This window comes from Microbacterium pullorum, assembly GCF_014836535.1.
Taxonomy (GTDB): Bacteria; Actinomycetota; Actinomycetes; order Actinomycetales; family Microbacteriaceae; genus Microbacterium; species Microbacterium pullorum.
Map to the genome: position 1 here is coordinate 167,413 of NZ_JACSQP010000005.1, position 21,598 is coordinate 189,010.

The 21,598-nt window shown below is 71.7% G+C and carries 23 protein-coding genes; 9 read left to right on the top strand and 14 right to left on the bottom strand.

Annotated elements, in window-relative coordinates; genetic code table 11:
- Positions 1–34 precede the first annotated feature (34 nt).
- Positions 35–685 carry a histidine phosphatase family protein gene (locus tag H9651_RS09820; protein ID WP_191719125.1) on the top strand — a complete coding sequence of 217 codons (651 nt, stop codon included), beginning with the start codon at positions 35–37 and terminating at the stop codon, positions 683–685.
- On the opposite strand, the gene H9651_RS09825 is transcribed toward H9651_RS09820, so the two are convergent.
- From H9651_RS09825 to H9651_RS09845, 5 genes are read right to left on the bottom strand one after another with little or no spacing between them, the layout of a single operon-like run.
- Entirely contained in the window at positions 682–1,500 is an 819-nt protein-coding gene (locus tag H9651_RS09825; protein ID WP_191719126.1) for an HpcH/HpaI aldolase/citrate lyase family protein, read from the bottom strand. The two genes, H9651_RS09820 and H9651_RS09825, sit on opposite strands and share 4 nt — an antisense overlap.
- On the bottom strand, positions 1,497–2,000 hold the full coding sequence (locus H9651_RS09830; RefSeq protein ID WP_191719127.1) for a MaoC family dehydratase: 504 nt from the start codon (positions 1,998–2,000) through the stop codon (positions 1,497–1,499). Before H9651_RS09830 ends, H9651_RS09825 begins: the two co-directional genes overlap by 4 nt.
- A gap of 5 nt (positions 2,001–2,005) precedes the next feature.
- Positions 2,006–3,175 carry an acyl-CoA dehydrogenase family protein gene (locus H9651_RS09835; RefSeq protein WP_191719128.1) on the bottom strand — a complete coding sequence of 390 codons (1,170 nt, stop codon included), beginning with the start codon at positions 3,173–3,175 and terminating at the stop codon, positions 2,006–2,008.
- Positions 3,172–5,088, bottom strand: a complete 1,917-nt coding sequence (locus H9651_RS09840) for an acetyl/propionyl/methylcrotonyl-CoA carboxylase subunit alpha (protein WP_191719129.1) — start codon at positions 5,086–5,088, stop codon at positions 3,172–3,174. The genes H9651_RS09835 and H9651_RS09840 overlap by 4 nt, the downstream gene beginning before the upstream one ends.
- Before the next feature lies 1 nt (position 5,089).
- Positions 5,090–6,673 carry a carboxyl transferase domain-containing protein gene (locus H9651_RS09845; protein WP_191719130.1) on the bottom strand — a complete coding sequence of 528 codons (1,584 nt, stop codon included), beginning with the start codon at positions 6,671–6,673 and terminating at the stop codon, positions 5,090–5,092.
- Positions 6,674–6,780: 107 nt separating this feature from the next.
- Between H9651_RS09845 and H9651_RS09850 the strand changes: the two genes are divergently transcribed.
- Positions 6,781–7,377 (top strand): TetR/AcrR family transcriptional regulator, encoded by a 597-nt coding sequence (locus H9651_RS09850; RefSeq protein WP_191719131.1) that lies wholly within the window; start codon positions 6,781–6,783, stop codon positions 7,375–7,377.
- 34 nt (positions 7,378–7,411) lie between these two features.
- On the opposite strand, the gene H9651_RS09855 is transcribed toward H9651_RS09850, so the two are convergent.
- The 3 genes from H9651_RS09855 to pdhA are packed head-to-tail and all read right to left on the bottom strand — an operon-like array spanning position 7,412 to position 10,916.
- Positions 7,412–8,776: a dihydrolipoamide acetyltransferase family protein gene (locus tag H9651_RS09855; RefSeq protein ID WP_191719132.1), complete on the bottom strand. Its 1,365-nt coding sequence runs from the start codon at positions 8,774–8,776 to the stop codon at positions 7,412–7,414.
- The gene (locus H9651_RS09860; protein ID WP_191719133.1) at positions 8,773–9,783 is read right to left on the bottom strand and encodes an alpha-ketoacid dehydrogenase subunit beta; all 1,011 of its coding nucleotides are present in this window, start codon (positions 9,781–9,783) and stop codon (positions 8,773–8,775) included. Before H9651_RS09860 ends, H9651_RS09855 begins: the two co-directional genes overlap by 4 nt.
- On the bottom strand, positions 9,780–10,916 hold the full coding sequence (gene pdhA, locus H9651_RS09865) for a pyruvate dehydrogenase (acetyl-transferring) E1 component subunit alpha (RefSeq protein ID WP_191719134.1): 1,137 nt from the start codon (positions 10,914–10,916) through the stop codon (positions 9,780–9,782). The genes H9651_RS09860 and pdhA overlap by 4 nt, the downstream gene beginning before the upstream one ends.
- A 168-nt stretch (positions 10,917–11,084) precedes the next feature.
- On the opposite strand from pdhA, the gene H9651_RS09870 reads away from it, so the two are divergent.
- Positions 11,085–11,558, top strand: coding sequence for an Lrp/AsnC family transcriptional regulator (locus tag H9651_RS09870; protein ID WP_191719135.1), 474 nt, complete (start codon positions 11,085–11,087; stop codon positions 11,556–11,558).
- Here the strand turns inward: H9651_RS09870 and H9651_RS09875 are convergent.
- On the bottom strand, positions 11,530–12,549 hold the full coding sequence (locus H9651_RS09875) for a DMT family transporter (RefSeq protein ID WP_225216601.1): 1,020 nt from the start codon (positions 12,547–12,549) through the stop codon (positions 11,530–11,532). The genes H9651_RS09870 and H9651_RS09875 overlap by 29 nt on opposite strands.
- Before the next feature lie 74 nt (positions 12,550–12,623).
- On the opposite strand from H9651_RS09875, the gene H9651_RS09880 reads away from it, so the two are divergent.
- Positions 12,624–13,184, top strand: coding sequence for a CGNR zinc finger domain-containing protein (locus H9651_RS09880; RefSeq protein ID WP_191719136.1), 561 nt, complete (start codon positions 12,624–12,626; stop codon positions 13,182–13,184).
- Here the strand turns inward: H9651_RS09880 and H9651_RS09885 are convergent.
- The gene (locus tag H9651_RS09885) at positions 13,144–14,043 is read right to left on the bottom strand and encodes an alpha/beta fold hydrolase (RefSeq protein ID WP_191719137.1); all 900 of its coding nucleotides are present in this window, start codon (positions 14,041–14,043) and stop codon (positions 13,144–13,146) included. The two genes, H9651_RS09880 and H9651_RS09885, sit on opposite strands and share 41 nt — an antisense overlap.
- A gap of 72 nt (positions 14,044–14,115) precedes the next feature.
- Between H9651_RS09885 and H9651_RS09890 the strand changes: the two genes are divergently transcribed.
- Positions 14,116–14,859, top strand: a complete 744-nt coding sequence (locus H9651_RS09890) for an exonuclease domain-containing protein (RefSeq protein WP_191719138.1) — start codon at positions 14,116–14,118, stop codon at positions 14,857–14,859.
- 56 nt (positions 14,860–14,915) lie between these two features.
- On the opposite strand, the gene H9651_RS09895 is transcribed toward H9651_RS09890, so the two are convergent.
- From H9651_RS09895 to glgA, 3 genes are all read right to left on the bottom strand, one after another.
- On the bottom strand, positions 14,916–15,167 hold the full coding sequence (locus H9651_RS09895; protein WP_191719139.1) for a type B 50S ribosomal protein L31: 252 nt from the start codon (positions 15,165–15,167) through the stop codon (positions 14,916–14,918).
- Between the two features lie 237 nt (positions 15,168–15,404).
- On the bottom strand, positions 15,405–16,199 hold the full coding sequence (locus tag H9651_RS09900) for an ABC transporter ATP-binding protein (RefSeq protein WP_191719140.1): 795 nt from the start codon (positions 16,197–16,199) through the stop codon (positions 15,405–15,407).
- 9 nt (positions 16,200–16,208) lie between these two features.
- Positions 16,209–17,402 carry a glycogen synthase gene (glgA, locus tag H9651_RS09905; RefSeq protein WP_191719141.1) on the bottom strand — a complete coding sequence of 398 codons (1,194 nt, stop codon included), beginning with the start codon at positions 17,400–17,402 and terminating at the stop codon, positions 16,209–16,211.
- Between the two features lie 76 nt (positions 17,403–17,478).
- On the opposite strand from glgA, the gene glgC reads away from it, so the two are divergent.
- Genes glgC through H9651_RS09920 form a run of 3 tightly spaced genes read left to right on the top strand, consistent with a single transcriptional unit; the run spans position 17,479 to position 20,117 of the window.
- The gene (glgC, locus tag H9651_RS09910) at positions 17,479–18,723 is read left to right on the top strand and encodes a glucose-1-phosphate adenylyltransferase (RefSeq protein WP_191719142.1); all 1,245 of its coding nucleotides are present in this window, start codon (positions 17,479–17,481) and stop codon (positions 18,721–18,723) included.
- Positions 18,724–18,755: 32 nt separating this feature from the next.
- Positions 18,756–19,388 (top strand): phosphoserine phosphatase SerB, encoded by a 633-nt coding sequence (gene serB / locus H9651_RS09915; protein ID WP_191719143.1) that lies wholly within the window; start codon positions 18,756–18,758, stop codon positions 19,386–19,388.
- Positions 19,389–19,427: 39 nt separating this feature from the next.
- Positions 19,428–20,117 (top strand): alpha/beta fold hydrolase, encoded by a 690-nt coding sequence (locus tag H9651_RS09920; protein ID WP_191719144.1) that lies wholly within the window; start codon positions 19,428–19,430, stop codon positions 20,115–20,117.
- Positions 20,118–20,136: 19 nt separating this feature from the next.
- Here H9651_RS09920 and fabG read toward each other — a convergent pair whose 3' ends face one another.
- Positions 20,137–20,847: a beta-ketoacyl-ACP reductase gene (gene fabG / locus H9651_RS09925; protein ID WP_191719145.1), complete on the bottom strand. Its 711-nt coding sequence runs from the start codon at positions 20,845–20,847 to the stop codon at positions 20,137–20,139.
- Positions 20,848–20,962: 115 nt separating this feature from the next.
- Here fabG and H9651_RS14910 point away from each other — a divergent pair, with 115 nt between their 5' ends.
- Positions 20,963–21,571, top strand: a complete 609-nt coding sequence (locus H9651_RS14910; RefSeq protein ID WP_263598650.1) for a DUF4190 domain-containing protein — start codon at positions 20,963–20,965, stop codon at positions 21,569–21,571.
- The last annotated feature ends 27 nt before the right edge of the window (positions 21,572–21,598 follow it).

A 21,598-nucleotide genomic window follows, 5' to 3' on the forward strand; every position in this document is an offset into this window, starting at 1 on the left:
GCGTTCTTACGGATGCCGCGGCTAGGCTCGAAGGGTGACTCTGCTGACCCTCGTGCGCCACGGTGAGACCGACTGGAACCGCGCCCGCCGCATCCAGGGATCCACCGACATCCCCCTCAACGACACCGGCCGCGCCCAGGCGCGCGCGACGGCGGAGCGCCTGCGCGCCCGCCTCACCCCCGACGCCCCCGTCGTGGTCGTCAGCAGCGACCTGTCCCGCGCCCACGAGACCGCAGAGATCATCGCGGCGACCCTCGGCGTCGCCGGCCCCCGGGTCTACCCGCAGCTGCGCGAGCGCGCCTACGGCGAGGCCGAGGGCGTGGATTCGGCAGAGTTCCTGGAGCGCTGGGGCGACTGGCACTCCGCCGAGATCCCCAGCGCCGAGCCGTGGCCCGAGGTGCGCGCCCGCGCCCTGTCGGCGCTGCGGCAGATCGCCGTCGACGTGCGCCGCACGACCGCCCCGGCCGCGGCATCGGTCATCGCCGTCGCACACGGCGCACTCATCCGCGAGATCATCCGTCACGCGACCGGCGGTCAGCTGCCGCCCACGGGCTTCCGGCTGCCGAACGGGTCGACCTACGACATCCTGCTCGAACGCGACCGCCTGCGCCTGCTGTCGGACGTGGGCCCGGATGCCGCCACTGACGACGCCGCCCCGGCCGAGGCCCCGGCGACCGCGCGCTAAGCCCCCGCGCCGGCTCGGTGCAGCAGCATGCGCGCGTGGCGCAGCACCGGCTCGTCGACCATGCGCCCGCGGTGCGTGAACACCCCGCGCGCGCCTTCGGCCGCCGCCAGCACGTCCCGTGCCCACGCGAGTTCGTGCTCGCCGGGCCGGTACGCCTCACGGATCACCGCGACCTGCGAGGGGTGGATGCAGGCGGTGGCCGCGAAGCCGCTCGCTGCGGCATCCTCCGCCTCCCGCGCCAACCCCTTCACATCGGCGATGTCGAGGTGCACCGCGTCGATCGCCGCCTTGCCGCGGGCACCCGCGGCCAGCAGCACGCGCGAGCGGGCGTAGCGGGCGACGTCGCGGTAGCGGCCGCCGGGCTTGCGGCTCGACGTGCCGCCGAGCGAGGCCACGAGGTCTTCGGCGCCCCACATGAGCCCCGCGACGTTCTCGAGCGCGGCGATGCGCTCGGCAGCGGCCACACCCCGGGCCGTCTCGCACAGAGCGATCACCCGGTAGCGGGGATCGATGCGGCCGATGCGCTTGGCCGACTCGGACTTGGCGACCATGATCGTGCGCACGTCGGTCTGCGACAGGGTGGCCAGGTCCGCATCGAACTCGGCCGTGCCGACCGGATTCACCCGCACGATCACCCGCGCCGGGTCGAGTTCGGCGTCGATGAGGGCGCCGCGGGCGGCGGTCTTCGCGTGGGGCGCGACGGCGTCTTCGAGGTCGATGATCACGCCGTCGGCGCGTGCGAGCGCCGATGCGTACCGCTCGGGGCGGTCGGCGGGGCAGAACAGCAGGGCGGGGCCGGCGTGCAACGCGGTCACGTCTCGTCCTTCTCGTGGGAACGGCACCACACCAGTGCCGTGCGGGTGGCCGTGGCGACGACGACGTCGTCCTGGTTGCGCCCGGTGTGGCGCATGATCACGATCCCCTGACCGGGGCGGGATGCCGATGGTCGCGCACTCACGATCTCGGTGTCGCAGTACAGCGTGTCGCCGGGGAAGAGCGGCGCGGGGAAGCCGACCTCGTCCAGCCCGAGCTGGGCGACGAGGGTGCCCTGCGTCAACTGCGGGACCGAGGAGCCGATGAGGGTCGCGAGCGTCCACATGGAGTTGATGAGGGGGCGGCCGAACGGCTGGGTCTGCGCGTACGCCTCGTCGACGTGCAGCGCCTGCGGGTTCATCGTGAGGGCCGAGAACAGCTGATTGTCGGCCTGGGTGACGGTGCGGCCCGGGCGGTGCACGTAGCGCGCGCCGACCTCGAACTCCTCGAACCACAGCCCGCGCTGCATGATCGTGCGCGCAGCGCTCGGGGTGTCCGCCATGTCGTTCACGCTACCCCGAGCGCCCGCGCGATGACGAGCAGCTGCACCTCGGTGGTCCCCTCCCCGATCTCGAGGATCTTGCTGTCGCGGTAGTGCCGGGCGACGGGGTACTCGTTCATGAAGCCGTTGCCGCCGAAGATCTGCGTCGCGTCGCGGGCGTTGTCCATCGCGGCGTCGCCGGACACGAGCTTGGCGATGGCCGCCTCCGTCTTGAACGGCCGGCCTGCGTCGCGCAGGTGCGCCGCGCGCACCCAGGCGAGCCGCGCGGTGTGCACGCGTGCCTGCATGCGGGCGAGGGTGAATTGGATGCCCTGGCGGGTCGCCAGCGGCGCCCCGAAGACGACCCGCGACCGGGCGTAGTCCAGCGCTGCCTCCAGGCATCCCTCGGCCGCCCCGGTCGCCAGCGCGGCGATCGCGATGCGGCCCTCGTCGAGGATGTGCAGGAAGTTCGCGAACCCTCGGCCCTCTTCGCCCAGCAGGTTGCCCTCCGGCACCCGGCAGCCGTCGAAGCTCAGCGGGTGGGTGTCGGACGCGCGCCACCCCACCTTGTCGTAGGCGGGTCCGACGGTGAACCCCGGGGTGCCCGAGGGCACGATGATCGTGGAGATCTGCGGCCGATCGCCCTCGCGGCCGGTCACCGCCGTGACGGTGACGAACCGGGTGAGGGGTGTGCCGGAGTTGGTGATGAACTGCTTGCTGCCCTCGATCACCCACTCGCCGTCGTCGCGGCGGGCGGTGGTGCGGGTCGCGCCGGCATCGGACCCCGCCTCGGGCTCGGTGAGCCCGAACCCGGCGAGCGCGCGCCCCGCGAGGAGGTCGGGGAGCAATTCGTCGCGCTGCGCGTCGGTGCCGAAACGGAACACCGGCATGGCGCCGAGGCTCACCGCCGCCTCGAGGGTGATGGCGATGGACTGGTCGGCGCGGGCGAGCGCCTCGATGGCGAGTCCGAGGGCGAGGTAGGTGCCGCCCTGTCCGCCGACCTTCTCGGGGAACGGCAGCCCGAACAGGCCCAGCTCCCCCATCTGCGCGACGACGTCCAGTGGCAGCGTGTGCGTGCGGTCGGCCTCGTACGCCCGCGGGGCGACCACCTCGTCGGCGAAGGCCCGCACCATGCGGGCGAGCTCGATCTCGTCGTCTTCCAGCGCGTAGGAGCGCAGGTCGATGGGTCCGGTCATGGGGTCTCCTCCTCGGGGGTGTCGTGCACCTCGGCGAGCACATCGTCGCGGCGCACCTGCGCGCCGATCGCGACGAGGATGCGTGCCACGCCCTCGTGGGGCGCGGTCACGGTGTGCTCCATCTTCATGGCTTCGATCGTGGCCAGGCGTGCGCCGGATGCCACGCGCGCGCCGTCCGGCACGTGCACGGCGACGACGGTGCCGGGCAGCGGCGCGCGCACGTGCGGCGGGGCCGCGGCGTCGACGCGCTCGCGGGCGGAGCGCCGCCGCCGAGACGCCTCGCGACGCGACAGCGGGCGCAGTCGCTGGGTGACGCCGTCGAGATGCACCCACACGTCGCCGTCGGCGTCGCGGGCGACGGCGACGCCGTCGACGACGCCCGCGGATGCCGCGGCGACCTCGCCCGCGTCGGTCTCGAACGTCCACGCGCGCGGCTCGGCGCGACCGCTCAGGCGCCAGCCGTCGCTCCGATGCCACGGCGAGCCGTCGGCGGGTGGGGCGTCACTCTGGAGCGCACCGGCGGCCGCGGCGAGCGCGCGCTCGCCAGGTGCGGGCACGGCGACCGGCGGCATGCGACCGATGATGCCGGTCTCCAGTTCGCCGCTGCGCACGGCCGGCACGGCCAGCAGGGTACGCAGGAACGCGATGTTGGTGTCGACGCCGAGCACGACGGTCTCGGCCAGAGCGGCATCGAGCAGCGCGAGCGCGGCGGCCCGGTCGGCGGCGTGCGCGATGACCTTCGCGATCATGGGGTCGTAGTGGCTCGTCACGGCGGTGCCGGTCTCCACGGCGCTGTCCACGCGCACCCCGCGCGGGGCCCGCCAGGCGATCACGTCGCCCGTGGCGGGGAGGAAGCCGCGCGCCGGACTCTCGGCGTAGACGCGCGCCTCGATCGCGTGGCCGTCCAGGTGCACGTCGTCCTGGGCGAACCCGAGCGGGCGACCGGCGGCGATGCGCAGCTGCTCGGCAACGAGATCGATCCCCGTGACGAGCTCGGTCACCGGGTGCTCCACCTGCAGCCGGGTGTTCATCTCGATGAAGAAGAACTCGTCCGGCCGGTCCCCGGACACGAGGAACTCCACCGTCCCGGCACCCCGGTACCCGACACTGGCGGCGGCCCGGCACGCGGCCTCGCCGAGGCGCTCCCGCGTCGCCGCATCGACCGCCGGCGAGGGAGCCTCCTCGATGACCTTCTGATGCCGCCGCTGCAGGGAGCATTCGCGCTCGCCGAGGTGCACGACACCGCCGTGCGCGTCGGCGAGCACCTGCACCTCGATGTGACGGGGGCGGGTGACGAGCCGCTCGAGCAGCAGGGTGTCGTCGCCGAAGGCGGCGGCGGCCACCCGCCGGGCCGCGGCGAGCGCGTCGGCGAGCGCCTCGGGGCCGGCGACGATCTGCATCCCCTTGCCCCCACCACCCGCTGACGGCTTCACCAGCAGCGGGTACCCGTGCTCTGCGGCGGCCTCGGCGATGGCGGCATCGGTCAGGCCCGCCGCACTGAACCCCGGCACCACCGGCACGCCGTGCCCCGCCACGTGCTCCTTGGAACGGATCTTGTCGCCCATCACCCGCAGCGCCTCATCGCCCGGGCCGACGAACACGAGTCCCGCGTCGGTGCAGGCGCGCGCGAAATCGGCGTTCTCGGAGAGGAACCCGTATCCGGGGTGCACCGCCTCGGCTCCGGTGTCGCGGGCGGCGGCGACGACGGCGGCGATGTCGAGGTACGACTCGGCCGCGGCGGCACCGCCGATGCGCACTGCGATGTCGGCTTCGCGCACGTGGGGGGACGCGGCATCCGCGTCGCTGTAGACGGCCACCGAGCGCATGCCGAGGCGGCGGAGGGTGCGGATGATGCGGCGGGCGATCTCGCCGCGGTTGGCGACGAGCACGGTGTGGAAGGGCGAGGTGGTCATGTCACATCCGGAACAGGCCGAAGCCCGGGTCGGCGAGCGGGACGCGGGAGATGACGTCGAGGGCGAGCCCCAGCACATCGCGGGTGTCGACGGGGTCGATCACGCCGTCGTCCCAGAGCCGCGCGGTGGCGTAGTACGGGTCGCTCTGCCGTTCGAACTGCTCACGCACGGGCGCTTCGAACGCGTCGCGCTGCTCGGCCGTCCACTCCCCGCCGCGGCGCGCCACCTGGTCGGCCTTGACGGTGCCGAGCACCGATGCCGCCTGCGCGCCCCCCATCACCGAGATACGACTGCCCGGCCAGCTCCACAGGAACCGCGGCCCGTAGGCACGCCCGCACATCGCGTAGTTGCCGGCGCCGAACGATCCCCCCACCACGACGGTGAGCTTGGGCACCCGGGTGGTGGAGACGGCGGTGACCATCTTCGCCCCGTCCTTGGCGATGCCGGCCGCCTCGGCGTCGCGGCCCACCATGAATCCGGAGATGTTCTGCAGGAACAGCAGCGGGAGGCCGCGCTGATCGCACAGCTCGATGAAGTGGGCGCCCTTGAGAGCCGATTCCCCGAACAGCACCCCGTTGTTGGCGACGATGCCGACGGGATGCCCGTGGATGCGGGCGAACGTGGTGATGAGCGTGGTGCCGTACTCCCGCTTGAACTCGTGCCGGCTGTCGGCGTCGACGAGGCGTGAAATCACCTCGTGCGGGTCGTAGGGCTGCGCGACGTCGACCGGCACCACGTCGTAGAGGCCTTCGGGGTCGAGGCACGGCGGCACCGCGGCGTGCACGGTCCAGGCCGGGGAGGCCGGGGCGGGCAGGGTCAGCACGATGTCGCGCATGATCTCCAGCGCGTGCTCGTCGTCGTCGGCGAGGTGGTCGGCGACGCCGGAGCGGCGCGCGTGCAGTTCGCCGCCGCCGAGCTCCTCCGCCGTGACCACCTCTCCGATCGCCGCCTTCACCAGTGGCGGACCCCCGAGGAAGATCGTGCCCTGCCCCCGCACGATGATCGTCTCGTCGCTCATCGCCGGCACATACGCCCCGCCGGCGGTGCACGACCCGAGCACTGCGGCCAGCTGCGGGATGCCGGCGGCGGAGAGCCGCGCCTGGTTGTAGAAGATGCGGCCGAAGTGGTCGCGGTCGGGGAAGACCTCATCCTGCATCGGCAGGTAGGCGCCGCCGGAGTCCACGAGATACAGGCAGGGCAGCCGGTTCTCCAGCGCGATCTCCTGCGCGCGCAGGTGCTTCTTCACCGTCAGCGGATAGTACGTGCCCCCTTTGACGGTCGCGTCGTTGCAGATGACCATCACGTGCCTGCCGTGCACCAGGCCGATGCCGGCGACCACACCGGCGGCGGGCGCCTGCCCGTCGTAGAGGCCCTCGGCGGCCAGCGGGGCGATCTCGAGGAACGGGCTCCCCTCGTCCAGCAGTCGTGTCACGCGCTCCCGTGGCAGCAGTTTGCCGCGCGAGCGGTGGCGCTCCCGTGCGACCTCTCCCCCGCCCACGGCCGCCCGCTCCAGCCGCTCCCGCAGCTCGGCGGCGAGCGCGCGCTGGGTGGGCGCGAGGGGTGGGGCGGTGGCCGCTGCACTCATGCTGTCTCCGTCGACGTCACGATCGCGTCACACCGGGTTGTCGCCCGGACGGCGCGCATGGTTAATTGGCATTAACCGAGACTTCAGGTTAGCGAGGATTAACTGATATGACAACGGGAACGACCGACCGCAGCCGTGCGAAGGCCGGCCGCCAGGCGTCACTCATGCGGGAGGCCGCTCGCCTGTTCGCCGACCGCGGGTTCGCGGGAGTGAGCCTGGAGGACATCGGCACGGCGGTGGGCATCACCGGCCCCGCCGTCTACCGGCACTTCCCCAACAAGCGCGCCCTGCTGGATGCGATCCTCGTCGGCGTCAGCCACACCCTGCGCGACGGCGGTCGCGACGTCGTCGAGGCCGGTGGCGACCCCGACGACGTGCTCGACGCCCTCATCGCCTTCCACGTCGACTTCGCCCTCGCCTCCGCCGACGTCATCCGCGTGCAGGACCGCGAGCTGGGCAACCTCAGCGATGCCGACCGGCACACCGTGCGCCGCCTGCAGCGCGAGTACGTCGAACTGTGGGTGCAGGTGCTCTCCGCGCGTCGCCCGACGCTCACGGCGGGCGAGCAGCGGGTGCGCGCACACGCGTGCTTCGGGCTCATCAACTCCACGCCCCACAGCCTGCGCGTCGCCCGCGACACCGCCGCCGACGTCGACGTGCGCGGGATCCTCCGCACCATGGCGCGGGCGAGCCTCACGGCCTGAACGACCGGCCCGACCTGCCGCACGCGGCGTCCGATCAGGCGACCAGCAGCGCGCGGGCCGGCTGGCGCAGCAGCGCGGCCACGTCGGCGAGGAACCGCGCGCCCTGCTCGCCGTCGACGAGCCGATGGTCGAACGACAGGCTGAGGGTCAGCACGTCCCGCAACGCCACCTGACCCTCGTGCTCCCACGGCGTGGGCCGCACTGTGCCGAGTGCGAGGATGCCCGCCTCCCCCGGGTTGAGGATCGGCGTGCCGGCGTCCACCCCGAAGACCCCCACGTTGGTGATCGTGAACGTGCCGCCCGCGAGCGCGTCGGGCTGGGAGCGCCCCGCCCGTGCGGTCTCGGCGAGCGCGGCGATCGCGTCGGCGAGTGCGGGGAGCGCCAGCGCACCGGCATCCTTCACGTTGGGGACGACCAGCCCCCGATCGGTCGCCGCGGCGATGCCGAGGTTCACCCGGCCGAACTGCACGATCTCCTCCCCCTCCCATCGGGAATTGAGCATCGGATGCCGCGGCAGCGTGAGGCACACCGCCTTCGCGGCGACCGCGAGGATGCCGATGCGGTGAGCGGCGAGCGCGCGGTCCTCGCGCAGCGACGCGACGAGGCGCGTGGTCTCGGTGACGTCGACGGTGAGGAAGACCGTCGCGTGCGGTGCCGTGAAGGCGCTGTGCACCATCGCCTGGGCGGTGACCTTGCGTACTCCCCGCACCGGGATGCGGGTGTCGGAGGGGTCGGTCGACGTGATGGGCGTCAGCGTCGCCGCGGGCGCTGCGGCGCGGCCCGCGGCGAACGACCCCACATCGGCGCGCGTGACCCGGGAGTCGTGGCCGGTGGCGGTCACGAGCGCGAGGTCCACCCCGAGCTCCTTCGAGAGGCGGCGGACCGGCGGCGTGGATCGCGGCCGGTCGGTGGGTGCCGGCTCGGGCTCGAGGGTGCGCGCGGCATCGTGCGGTGCGGCCTGCCGCACGTGGGTGTCGCCGGCGGCTCCCGCGCTCGCCGTGCGGCGGCGGCGCTGCGGACGCGCGCCCGATGCCGGTGCGGCACCGTAGCCGACCAGGTTCGGCCGCGGAGCGTCACCGGCCGTCGCGGGCACGGCGGGAGCTGCGGCTGCGGCGGGCGTGGCATCCGTGTTCGTGTGGACGTCGGCGTCATCGCCGGCGCCCACGACGTCGACGGACATGATCACGCTCCCCACCGCGATCACATCCCCCGCCGCCGCGTGCAGCATCGTGATGCGCCCCGCGTGCGGCGAGGGCAGCTCGACGATGGCCTTGGCGGTCTCGACCTCGGCGATGGTCTGGTTGAGGGCCACCTCGTCACCTTCGGTGACCAGCCACTGCACGAGCTCGGCTTCAGGCAGCCCCTCGCCGAGATCGGGCAGGCAGAACTCGGCGATCACAGCTGCACCCCCGAGAGACTGTGCGGACGATCGAGCACGCGGTCGACGGCGTCGAGGATGCGGTCGAGGTCGGGCAGGTGGTGCCGTTCGAGCTTGGCGGGCGGGTACGGGATGTCGTGCCCGGTGACCCGCACCGGCGCCGCCTCGAGATGATCGAAGCAGCGCTCGGTGATGCTCGCGGCGACCTCCGCCCCGACGCCCGCCTCCCCCGGCGCCTCGTGGGTGATCACGACGCGTCCGGTCTTGCGCACGGAGGCGGCCACGGTGTCGTAGTCCACCGGAGACAGCGAGCGCAGGTCGATGACCTCCACGGACAATCCGTCATCCTCGGCGGCGGTGGCCGCCTGCAGTGCCGTCACCACCTGGGCCCCGTAGGTGACGATCGTGGCGTCCACCCCCTCCCGTACGACCCGCGCGAGCCCCATCGGCGCCGTGTCGGCGAGGTCGGTCTCGAGGTCCACAGTCCCCTTGGCGTGGTAGAGCAGCTTCGGTTCGAAGAACACGACGGGATCGTCGGAGGCGATCGCCTGGCGCAGCATGATGTGGGCGTCGGCGGGGTTCGACACCGCGACGACCCGCAGGCCCGAGGTGTGCACGAAATAGGCCTCGGGCGACTCGGAGTGGTGCTCGGCGGCGCCGACGCCACCCGCCCACGGCACCCGGATGGTCAGGGGCATGCGCACCGCGCCGCGCGTGCGGTAGTGCAGCTTCGCGACCTGGCAGACGATCTGGTCGAAGGCGGGGTAGATGAAGCCGTCGAACTGGATCTCCACGACCGGGCGGAAGCCATGGAAGGCCAATCCCACCGCCGCTCCCACGATTCCCGACTCCGCCAGTGGGGTGTCGATCACCCGACTCTTGCCGTACGCGGCCAGCAGGCCGTCGGTCACGCGGAAGACGCCGCCGAGGGTGCCCACGTCCTCCCCCATCACCACGACCGTGGGGTCGTCGGCGAGGGCGCGGTGCAGGGCCGCGTTGAGCGAGCGCGCCATCGTGAGTTCGGTCATCGCGCTTCCTCCTCGAAGCCGTCGAGGTAGGCCGCGTAGGCGCGACGCTGTCGGTCGAGCCCTGTGTGCGGCGCCGCATACACCTCGTCGAAGATCGTGAGCGGATCGCGGGTGCGCGCCGACAGGCAGGCCGTGCGCATCTGGGCGGCCAGGCGGTCGGCGTCGGCGGCGATCTCCGCGACGAGGTCGTCGTCGAGCGCGCCCCGGCCGCGCAGCAGGGTCTCGACGCGGGTGATCGGATCGCGCCCACGCCACCGCTCCAGCTCGGCGGGGTCGCGGTAGCGGGTGGGGTCGTCCGCGGTGGTATGGGCCCCCATGCGGTAGGTGACCGCCTCGATGTAGGCGGGACCGGCACCCGAACGCGCCCGCTCCAGCGCCCAGCGCATGGCCGCGAAGCCGGCGAGCACGTCGTTCCCGTCGATGCGCAGGCTCGGGATGCCGAAGGCGGGCGCCCGCGCGGCCAGCGGCGTGCGCGACTGCACGGCGACCGGTTCCGAGATCGCCCACTGGTTGTTGGAGCACACGAACACGACGGGGGCGCCGAAGGATGCCGCGAACACCATCGCCTCGTTGACGTCGCCCTGGCTCGATGCGCCGTCACCGAAGTACGCCACTGCCACGTCGTCCGACGGCTGCCCGTCGGCCCCGGGCGTGCGCTGGATCCCCATCGCGTAGCCGACGGCGTGGAGGGTCTGCGCGCCGATGATGATCTGCGGGCCCGCGGTGTTGCGCGTGAACGGATCGCCCATCGACTGCTCCTCGCCGCGCCACACCTCCACCAGCTGTGCCGGGGTCGCGCCGCGCACGAGCTGCACGCCGAGTTCCCGGTAGCTGGGGAAGACGAAGTCGCTCTCGCGCAGCGCGCGCGCCGTACCCACCTGCGCCGCCTCCTGACCGAGGCACGGCGCCCAGAGGCCCAGCTGGCCCTGGCGCTGCAGCGCGACACCCTCGGTGTCGAGCCGGCGGGTGCGCACCATGTCGCGATACAGGTCGACCAGCAGGGCGTCGTCGACGTCGCCTGCCCAGGGATCGAGCGTGGAGTCGGCCACGCGCTCGCCGGTGGGCGTGATGAGCCGGGCCACCGGCCCGACATCGGTCGCGGGTTCAGCCGCGGTGCTCGGGGAATACGTCATCGTCGCCCTCCGTCCGGCGGTCCTCGTGAGACCGCCGTCGCGCGTGCGCCGGCCTCGTCGCCGACTCCGGTGAGCGTACGTCGCGCGAGCACCTAGCTCAAGCATCCCGGAACCAACTGAGCAACTTGCGCAAATAGCACAGTTTGCAGCGTGCTATCGTTTGGCACTATGACATCCCTCGACCACGTCGACCTCGCCCTCCTGGACGCTCTCGCCGAGGATCCGCGCGCCACCGTCGTGGCACTCGCCGACCGGCTCGGGATGTCGCGCAACACCGTGCAGGCACGCATGTCGAAGCTCGACCGTGCCGGGGTGTTCCTCTCTTACGAACGCGCCATCGCCCCCGGCGCCCTGGGCTACCCGCTCGAGGCGATGGTCGAAGTCGTCGTGACCCAGGCCGATCTGCCGCAGATCACGCAGCGCATCGCCGAGATCCCCGAGGTGATCCAGGCGCACGGCGTGAGCGGTCAGGTCGATCTCGTCGTGCGGGTCGCCGCCCGCGACACGCAGCACCTGTTCGACATCGACGCGCGGATCCTCGGCATCGACGGCGTCGAGCGCACCGAGACATCGCTGGTGATGGGCGAAGTGATCGGCTACCGGGTGCGCCCGCTCATGACACTGGCCTCACGGGAGCGCTGAGCGCCGCAGCCGGCTGCCCTGCGACCACCCGGGACGCGCGGGGCAGGGGCGCCGCGGCATCCAGGCGAACCAGCACGACACCGATGAGGATGAGCGCGCCACCGGCGAACTGGATCGGCGCGGGGGCCTCGCCCAGCACCAGCCACGCCACCATCAGGGTGAACAGCACTTCCGACAGTCCCACGAACGAGGCCAGCCGCGCGCCCGTGCGCGGCACCGCCATGACGCCCAGCGCGTAGCCGAGCGTCGTGCCGACCGCTCCGACCCAGCCGAGGGGGACGTACCAGGGCAGCGTCATGCCGGCGAGCTCCACCGTGACGGCGGGAGCGTGGAAGGGCAGCACGCCCACGAGCATCAGCACCGCGACGAACACGGCACCGACGAGCAGTCCGCCTGCGGCGAGGGCGAGAGGCGGCATCCGGTCGCCGGCGCGCTCGGCGATGACGAAGTAGCCCGCCGCGCAGACGGCCGCACCGAGCGCGAGCAGCGTGCCGAGCAGGTCGAACCGGGCCCCCGTGAGGTCGACGACGAGCACGAGACCGCCCATGGCGAGCACCGTCCCGGCCACCACGAGCAGGGAGGGCGCACGTCGGGTGCGCAGCCACACCCAGAGCACCAGCAGCACCGGCGCGACGTACTGGATGAGCAGGGCCACCGCCACCGGCATCCGTTGCATGGCCGCGAAGTAGAACAGCTGGCAGCCGGCGACGGCGGTCAGCCCGAACGCGACGATGAGGAGGCCGTGCCGTCGCAGGAATCCGCGCTCGCGGCGCAGCGCCCGCACGAGCGCGGGCGAGAGGATGAGCCCGGCGAGCGACATGCGCACCAGCAGTGCCGCGCCGAGTGACCAGCCCGCTTCCAGGAGCGGTTTGATGAACGGCCCGCTCGCCGAGAACGCCAGCGCCGAGGCGACGGCCATGACGAGTCCCGAGGTCGCGACGCGGCGGGGCGCAGCGACGGGCGAAGGGGTGGGAGCGGTCTGCGTGGCCATGCGGTCGCCGGTCTGTCAGGAGTGTCGTGTAGGTTCACTCGTGACAGTACGCCCCGCCGATGTCAGGAGTCAATGTGGTCTTTGCTCGTGACACTCGCCGGTCCCTCGCGGCGGCCGTCGACCTCGTCAACACCCTCCCCGCGACAGACGTCGACCGGGTCGACCGCCTCGTCACGCCGGACGATCTGCGTGCCTACCTCGCCGTGCACCCCTACACCGGATCCTTCACGCGCGACCAGGCCGAGGTCGATGCCGTGCGCGCGATCCGGCCGCGGCTGCGCGGCCTGTGGCTGACCGATCGCGAGGGCGCGGTTCCGCTCGTGAACGCGATGCTCCGCGACGCCGACGCACTCCCGCAGCTGGTCATCCACGAGGGCTACGACTGGCACATCCACGCGACCGGCGACGACGAGGGCCTGGCCACCCGCATCCTCGTCGAGACGGCGATGGCGTTCGTCGACGTCATCCGCTCCGACCAGTACGACCGCCTCAGGGTCTGCGCCGCCGATGACTGCCTGTCGGTGTACGTCGACTACTCCAAGAACGGCTCGAAGCGGTACTGCGACACCGGCAACTGCGGCAACCGCATGAACGTCAACGCGTACCGTCGCCGGAAGGCTGCAGAAACGACCTGATCGCCTCGGCCGCGGGTTGCGGGGTCTCGTAGTGGATGAGGTGGCCGACGCCGTCGATCTCGACCAGCCGCGCATCGGGGAAGAGCGTCACGAGATGACGCTCCGCCTCGATCGGGGTGATGTCGTCCTGCACCGCGGCGATCAGCAGGGTCGGCTGGGCGATGGCCGGCGCGTGCGCGCGGATGTCGTTGGACACCGAGGCGAGGAACGCGTCGTGCAGCACGTCCCGGTCGGCGAAGCGGGAGAAGTAGGTGTCGTGCTGATCGTGCACGAAGCGACGCAGTTCGCGGTCGCGCGTCTTGGTCATCGAGACACTCATGACCCGCACGATCAGGCGGCTGCGCAGCACGGCGTCGCCGAGCGGCCGGGGCAGGCGCGCGCCCGCCCAGTAGTAGAACACCGCAAGACGGGTGAGGATGCCGCGGGGTCCCTCCAACGCCGGGGCGCCGATCGGGTTCACCAGGATCACCCGCGGGCTCTGCAGTCCCCCGGCGACGGCCGCAGCGACCACTATCGAGCCGAACGAGTGGCCGAGGATGACCGCTCCGGGCGCGGTGGCGGCGACGAAATCGGTGAGCCACTGCGCGTAGGCGCCCAGATCGTGACGGCGGCCGGGGAGCGGCGCGGTCTCGCCGAAGCCCGGCAGGTCGGGCATGATCACGCGGATGCCGTCGAGGTGGGCGACCACGGGCTCGAGCCCGTGGTGCTCGCCGCGGAAGCCGTGCACCGCGACGATCGTCTCGGTGGCGTCGTCGGGCCCGTACTCCCAATAGGCGGTCGCCGCGCCCTGCACCGCGACCTCGCGGCGACGCACCGGGATGCGCGCGAGAGAGGGGGCATACGGGTGCGCGACGGTCATCCTCCGAGTCTACGAGCCGGGCGCCGGTGTGCCTGCCCGGCGATGTCGCCGACCGGCTCTAGCGTTGTCGATATGACGACGTGGCAACCCGAGCCGCTCCTCGACTTCCCCGAGCCCGAGCGCATTCCGGCGTGGACGCGCCTGGTGGGCGTGTTCGACCTCGAGACCACCGGTGTCGAGGTCGAGACCGACCGCATCGTCACCGCGCACGTCGGCGTCATCGACGGCTCCGGTGCCGTGGTGCACGCGCGCGACTGGCTCGCCGACCCGGGCGTGGAGATCCCCGAGGGCGCGACGGCGGTGCACGGCATCACGACCGCGCATGCGCGGGCCGAGGGGCGCGCGGCGGCCGAGGTGGTCGCCGACGTCGTGGCGGCATTGCGGGGTCTGTTCGCCGCCGGCATCCCCGTCGTCGCCTACAACGCCTGCTACGACTTCTCGCTGCTCAAGCACGAGGCCGTGCGTCACGGCATCGCACCGCTGCGCAACCCGGCGCCCATCATCGACCCGCTCGTGCTCGACAAGGCGCACGATCGGTTCCGGCGCGGCAAGCGCACGCTCGAGGCCGTCGCCGCGCACTACGCCGTGCCGCTGGAGGGCGCGCACGATGCGTGCGCCGATGCGGTCGCCGCGGGCCGGGTCGCGCAGGCGCTGGCCGAGCGGTTCGGCGCGGAGCTGCCGCCGACCGCGGAGGAGCTGCACGCGCGGCAGATCGGCTGGGCGCGCGCTCAGGCGGCGAGTCTGACGGAGTACTTCATCAAGATCGGGCGGCTCGACGCCGACGACGCGCTCGACGGCAACTGGCCGGTGCGCTGACATTCCCCGCCAACGGAAGAAGGCCCCGCCGAAGCGGGGCCTTCTTTCGCGGCGACTTACTTGGTGCCGAAGTTCTTGAAGCGCTGGTTGAACTTCTCGACACGACCGGCCGAGTCCATGATGCGCTGCTTGCCCGTGTAGAACGGGTGCGAAGCCGACGAGATCTCCACGTCGATGACGGGGTACTCGGTGCCCTCGAATTCGACGGTCTTGTCGCTGGTGACCGTGGAACGGGTGAGGAACAGTTCTCCCGAGCCGAGGTCGCGGAACACGATGGGCCGGTAGTCGGGGTGGATGTCAGTCTTCATGAGATGTCCTTGAGGTGGTGATCTGGATTTTGCCAGAACGGTCAAAGTCTGAGGTGCGAATGCACCAAGGAACAACTCTACCAGCCCTGTACCGCACTCGACGACCTCGCGGCTCCCGCGCATCGGCCGCACAATGTCGCTGATCCGGAGCTCAGGCGGGCCGGAAGGCCTCTTCCCGGTGCGAACCGGGGTGGATTGGCGACGTTGTGCGTGCGGCGCGGGCGCGCGGGCGCGCGGTCAGGCTGAGGCGGATTCGGCGCGTGCGGAGTAACGGCCGTGCTCGACGTGCAGGGCGATCGGCATGCCGAACGTCTCACCGAGGTTCTCGGCCGTCAGGGTATCGGCGATGGGGCCGGCGGCGACCACGGTGCCCTCGCGCAGCAGCAGCACGTGGGTGAAGCCCACCGGGATCTCCTCCACGTGGTGGGTCACCATGACCATCGCGGGGGTCGTCGGCGCCTGCGCGTAACCACTGAGCAGGGCCAGCAGCTCCTCGCGGGCACCCAGGTCGAGGCTCGCGGTCGGTTCGTCCAGCAGCAGCAGCTCGGGGTCGGTCATGACCGCACGGGCGATCTGCACCCGCTTCTGCTCGCCGTCCGACAGCGTGCCGAACGTACGGTCGGCGAGGTGATCGAGCTTCCACTCGGCGAGCACCCGCAGCGCGCGGCGCTCGTCGATGTCCTCATACGCCTCGTTCCAGCGTCCGAGCACCGAGAACGCCGCGGTCAGCACGACGTTGAGCACGGTCTCTTCCGGCGGCACACGGCGGGCCATCGCCGATGAGGCGAAGCCGATGCGCGGACGCAGTTCGAACACGTCGGTGCGACCGAGCCGTTCGCCGAGGATCGTCGCCACACCAGAGGTCGGGTGCAGCAGCGACGCCGCCAGCTGCAGGACGGTGGTCTTGCCGGCGCCGTTGGGGCCGAGGATCACCCACCGTTGGTCGTCGGTGACGGTCCAGTCGACATGATCGACGATGTTCCGGGCGTTCCGGCGAACGACGACGTCGGAGAACTCGAGAACTTCAGCCATGACTCCAGCCTATCGGCCGGCGCCGGCGACCTCCGCGTACAGCGCGGCCGTCGTGTCGGCGATCGCCTGCCAGCTGAAGTCCTCCGCGGCACGGGTGCGACCCGCGCGTCCGTACGCGGCGGCGCGCTCCGGGTCGGTGACGACCTCGGTGAGCACGGCCGCGAGGTCGGCGACGTAGCGCTCAGGGTCGACGGGCGTGCCGGTGCCGTCCTGCACCTGGTCGATGGGGACGAGGCGCCCCGTGACGCCGTCGACGACGACCTCGGGGATGCCGCCGGTCGCCGTTCCCACGACGGCCGCGCCGCAGGCCATCGCCTCGAGGTTCACGATGCCCAGCGGCTCGTAGACCGACGGGCAGACGAACGTCGTCGCGGCCGAGAGCAGCGTGCACAGCTCGTGACGCGACAGGTGGCGGTCGATCCAGACGACGCCCGACCGTGTCTCCTGCAGGCCGCGCACCAGCTCCTGCACCTCGGCCATGATCTGCGGGGTGTCGGGGGCGCCGGCGCAGAGCACCAGCTGCACCTCCGGCGGCAGCAGGGCAGCCGCCCGCAGCAGGTACGGCAGCCCCTTCTGGCGGGTGATGCGGCCGACGAACACGACACTCGGGCGCGTGGCATCCACCCCCAGCTGTTCCAGCAGCTCGGGGTCTGACACCGGATGCCACGCCTCGGTGTCGATGCCGTTGTAGATGACACGGACCTTCTCGGGGTCAAGCGCCGGGTAGCTGCGCAGGATGTCCTGACGCATGCCCTCGCTCACCGCGACGATCGCCGCAGCCCCCTCGTAGGCGGTCTTCTCGATGTAGCTCGACACCGCGTAGCCGCCGCCGAGCTGCTCGGCCTTCCACGGACGCAGCGGCTCGAGAGAGTGCGCCGTGACGATGTGCGGGATGCCGTGCAGGAGCGAAGCCAGATGACCGGCGAAATTGGCATACCAGGTGTGGCTGTGCACGACGTCGGCGCCGGCGATGTCGCCCACGATCTCGAGGTCGGTGCCGAGGGTCTGCACCGCGCCGTTCGCGGTGGCCAGTTCCGCCGGAACGCCGTAGGACGTGGTGCCTTCCTCCTCACGGTCGGCGCCGAACGCGCGCACTCGCACGTCGAGCTGCGTGCGAAGCGCCGCGACGAGTTCGGTCACGTGGACCCCCGCGCCTCCGTAGATCTCCGGCGGGTATTCCTTCGTGACGATGTCGACGCGCATGCCACGAACGCTAGTACACGCGCAACCCGTCGCGCCGTGCTGGCCCGGCATGGGGACGGGGCCATAGTGTGGAGCCATGCCTGCGACCCCGAAGGTTTTCGGAATCATCCTCGCTGGAGGCGAGGGCAAACGTCTCATGCCGCTCACGGCGGACAGAGCCAAGCCCGCGGTGCCGTTCGGAGGCCAGTACCGCCTGATCGACTTCGCGATCTCCAACCTGATCAACTCGGGATTGCGCCAGATCGTCGTGCTCACGCAGTACAAGTCGCACAGCCTCGACCGTCACATCTCACAGACGTGGCGCATGTCGCCGCTGCTGGATTCCTACGTCGCCTCGGTGCCCGCCCAGCAGCGTCTGGGCAAGCGCTGGTTCTCCGGTTCGGCCGACGCGATCCTGCAGAGCCTCAACCTCATCAACGACGAGAAGCCCGACATCGTCGCCGTGGTCGGCGCCGACCACGTGTACCGCATGGACTTCCGGCAGATGCTCGACGCGCACATCGACTCGGGTCTTCCCGCCACCGTCGCCGGCATCCGCCAGCCGATCGCCATGGCGAACCAGTTCGGTGTCATCGAGGTCAACGACTCCGACCCGACCAAGATCAACCGGTTCCTCGAGAAGCCACAGGATCCCGCGGGCCTTCCGGACGCTCCGCACGAGGTGCTCGCCTCGATGGGCAACTACATCTTCACCACCGATGCACTCATCGCCGCGGTCGAGGACGACGGCGAGGTGTCGACCTCGAACCACGACATGGGCGGCGACATCATCCCCTACTTCGTGGATCGGGGTGAAGCGGGCGTCTACGACTTCAAGCGCAACGAAGTGCCCGGCTCCAACGATCGCGACCGCGACTACTGGCGCGACGTCGGAACGATCGACTCGTTCTTCGACGCCCACATGGACCTCATTTCCACCCTCCCGGTGTTCAACCTGTACAACACCGACTGGCCAATCCACTCGCAGACCGTCAACTCGCCCCCGGCGAAGTTCGTGCGCGACTCGGTGGGGCGCATGGGCAACGCGATCGACTCAATCGTCTCGCTCGGGTCGGTGCTGTCCGGCACCCACCTCGAACGCAGCGTCGTGGGACCGTGGGCGCTCACCGGCGGCGGGTCGACCATCACCGACTCCGTGCTGTTCGATCACGTCGACATCGGCGCCGGCGCCCGGGTGCACCGGGCGATCCTCGACAAGAACGTGCGGCTGCTCGACGGCGCGACCGTCGGTGTCGACCGGGCGCGCGACCTGTCGCGAGGATTCACCGTCACAGACTCCGGCATCACGATCGTCGGCAAGAACGTCATCGTCGAGCGTTAGCACCACGCCGCGGGCGATAGCGTGGAGGCGTGATGCCTGCCCGGTTCCTCGTCGTGTTCGACGCCGATTCCACACTCCTGCGCAACGAGGTCATCGAGCTCATCGCCGACGAAGCCGGGCGCGGCGCCGAGGTGGCCGCGGCCACCGAGGCCGCGATGCGGGGCGAAGTGGACTTCGCCGCGAGCCTGCGCTCGCGCGTCGCGACGCTCGAGGGCGTACCGGTGGCCTCCTTCGCGCGCGTCCTGGCGCGAGTGGAACCCACGCCGGGTGCGCGGGAACTCATCGACGCGATCCATGCGCGCGGCGGTGTCGCGGCCGTCGTCTCGGGCGGCTTCCACGAGATCCTCGACACCGTCGCGCCCGATCTCGGCGTGGATGTCTGGCGCGCGAACCGGTTGAGCACGACGGCGGACGCGCTCACCGGCCTCGTCGAAGGGGCGATCGTGGACGCCGCCGGCAAGGCGGCCGCGCTGCGCGAGTGGGCCGCCGCCCACGGTGTGCCCCTGTGCCGCACCATCGCGATCGGCGACGGTGCGAACGACCTGCAGATGATGGCCGTCGCCGGGCTCGGCATCGCGTTCAACGCGAAGCCCGCCGTGCGCGCGCAGGCCGACCTCGTGATCGAGGCCGTCGATCTGCGGCAGGTCATCCCGCTCCTGCCCTGAGCGGGTGCGGGTGTCGGATGCCGGTCCTACCCTGACCGCATGGACATCATCCTCATCCCCGGCCTCTGGCTCGATGCGTCATCGTGGGATGCCGTCGTCCCGATTCTCGTCGAGGCCGGCCACTCCCCTCGTCCACTGACGCTCCCGGGCGTGGGCGCTTCCGGGGCGGACAGCGCCGACATCGGCATCGCCGACTGGGTCGAGGCGGTCGTCGCCGAGATCGACCGGTCGGCCCATCCCGTCGTCCTCGTCGGGCACAGCGGTGGCGGCAATGTCGCGTGGGGCGCGGCCGACGCCCGCCCCGACCGGGTGGCGCGCGTCGTGTTCGTCGACACCGTGCCGCCGCCGGACGGCGCAGACATCTCGGAGTTCCCGGTGGTCGACGGGGTCGCCGGCTTTCCCGGCTGGGACTTCTTCGACCACGACGACGTCGCCGACCTCGACGACGAGGTGCGTGCGGCGACCGCGCCACGCACGCGCAGCGTGCCCGCCCGGGTGCCCACCGATGCGCTGTCGTTGCACGATCCGCGACGCCACGACGTGCCGGTGACGATCCTGTCGGGCGGCATGGATGCGCAGTCGCTGCCCGCCATGCTCGCGCAGTGGCCGGCGTTCGACGCCGAGTTCACCGCGATCCGCGACGCGCAGATCGTGCGCCTCGGGTCGGGTCACTGGCCGCAGTTCTCGCAGCCGCGTGCCTTGGGCGACGCGATCGTCGCGGCGGTGTGACCGCGGCAGCCGATGGGGCCTAGTGCCCCATCCCGAGGCCACCGTCGACGGGGATCACAGCGCCGGAGATGTAGGCGGCATCGTCGGAGGCGAGCCACGTGACCACGCCCGCCACCTCGTCGGCGGTCGCGAAGCGGCCGGCGGGGATGTTGCGCTTGTATTCGGCCTGCGTGGCCTCGGGCAGCGACGCGGTCATCTCGGTCTCGATGAAACCGGGGGCGACGACGTTCGTGGTGATGCCGCGACCACCGAGTTCACGGGTGAGCGAGCGGGCGAATCCGACGAGGCCGCTCTTGGAGGCCGCGTAGTTGGTCTGGCCGGCCGAGCCGTAGAGCCCCACGACGCTGGAGATGAGGATCACCCGACCCCAGCGCGCCCGCAGCATCCCCTTCGACGCCCGCTTGACGACGCGGAAGGCGCCACCGAGGTTGGTGGCGACGACGGAGTCGAAGTCGTCCTCCGACATGCGCATGAGCAGCGTGTCCTTCGTGATACCGGCGTTGGCGACGACGACCTCCACAGGGCCGAGCTGCTGCTCGACCTCGGTGAACGCGGCATCCACCGACGCGGCGTCGGTCACATCGGCGCGCACCGTCAGCGTGCCCTCGGGGCCCTCGCCCGATCGTGCCGTCACCGCGACGCGGTGCCCCTCCGCCACGAAACGCTCGGCGATGGAGCGGCCGATGCCGCGGTTGCCTCCGGTGACGAGGACGACGCGTGCAGTGGTCATGAACAGGCTCCCTGGAATGCGCGGACGTGAAACCGCCCCAGCCTACCGCCGCCCCCGTTTGACACCCGCCGATCGCACTGGGACGCTGGGACCAGGTTCTAGGAAAGGCACGTCGTTGAGCACTTCGGACAGCACTCCCCCCGCTGAGGGCGCGAACGAGCCGGCCGCGCCGACTCCGCCTTCCACGCCGCCGGCCTACACGCCGCCGCCCGAGTACACCGCACCGCCGGCGTACTCGCCGCCCGCCTACTCGCCGCCGCCCGCCGCACCCCCGTATGGGGCGCAGCCGCCCTATGGTGCACCGCCCGCGCAGCCCGCCTACGGTCAGCCCGCAGAGCAGCCCTACGGCCAGCCCGCGGAGCAGCCCGCCTACGGCGCCCCCGCCGCGCAGCCGGGTGCCTACCCCGCCTACGGACAGCCCGCCTACGGACAGCCCGCCTACGGCGCGTACGGCTACGGCGAAGTGAAGACCAACGTGCTGGCGCTCATCTCGATGATCGCCAGCATCGCGGGCGTCACGTTCGTCCCCGTCCTCGGGTCGCTCGCCGGTGCCATCATGGGCCACATCGCGCTGCGGCAGATCGCGACGACCGGCGAGAAGGGCCGCGGCATGGCTCTGACCGGTGTGATCCTCGGCTGGGTGGGCCTGGCGCTGCTCATCCTGCTGATCGTGGGGTTCGTGCTCTTCTTCGTCGCGGCATCGTCTTCGCGCATCTACTACTGAGCCTGCGCACGGCACCGCCCCGCCGCA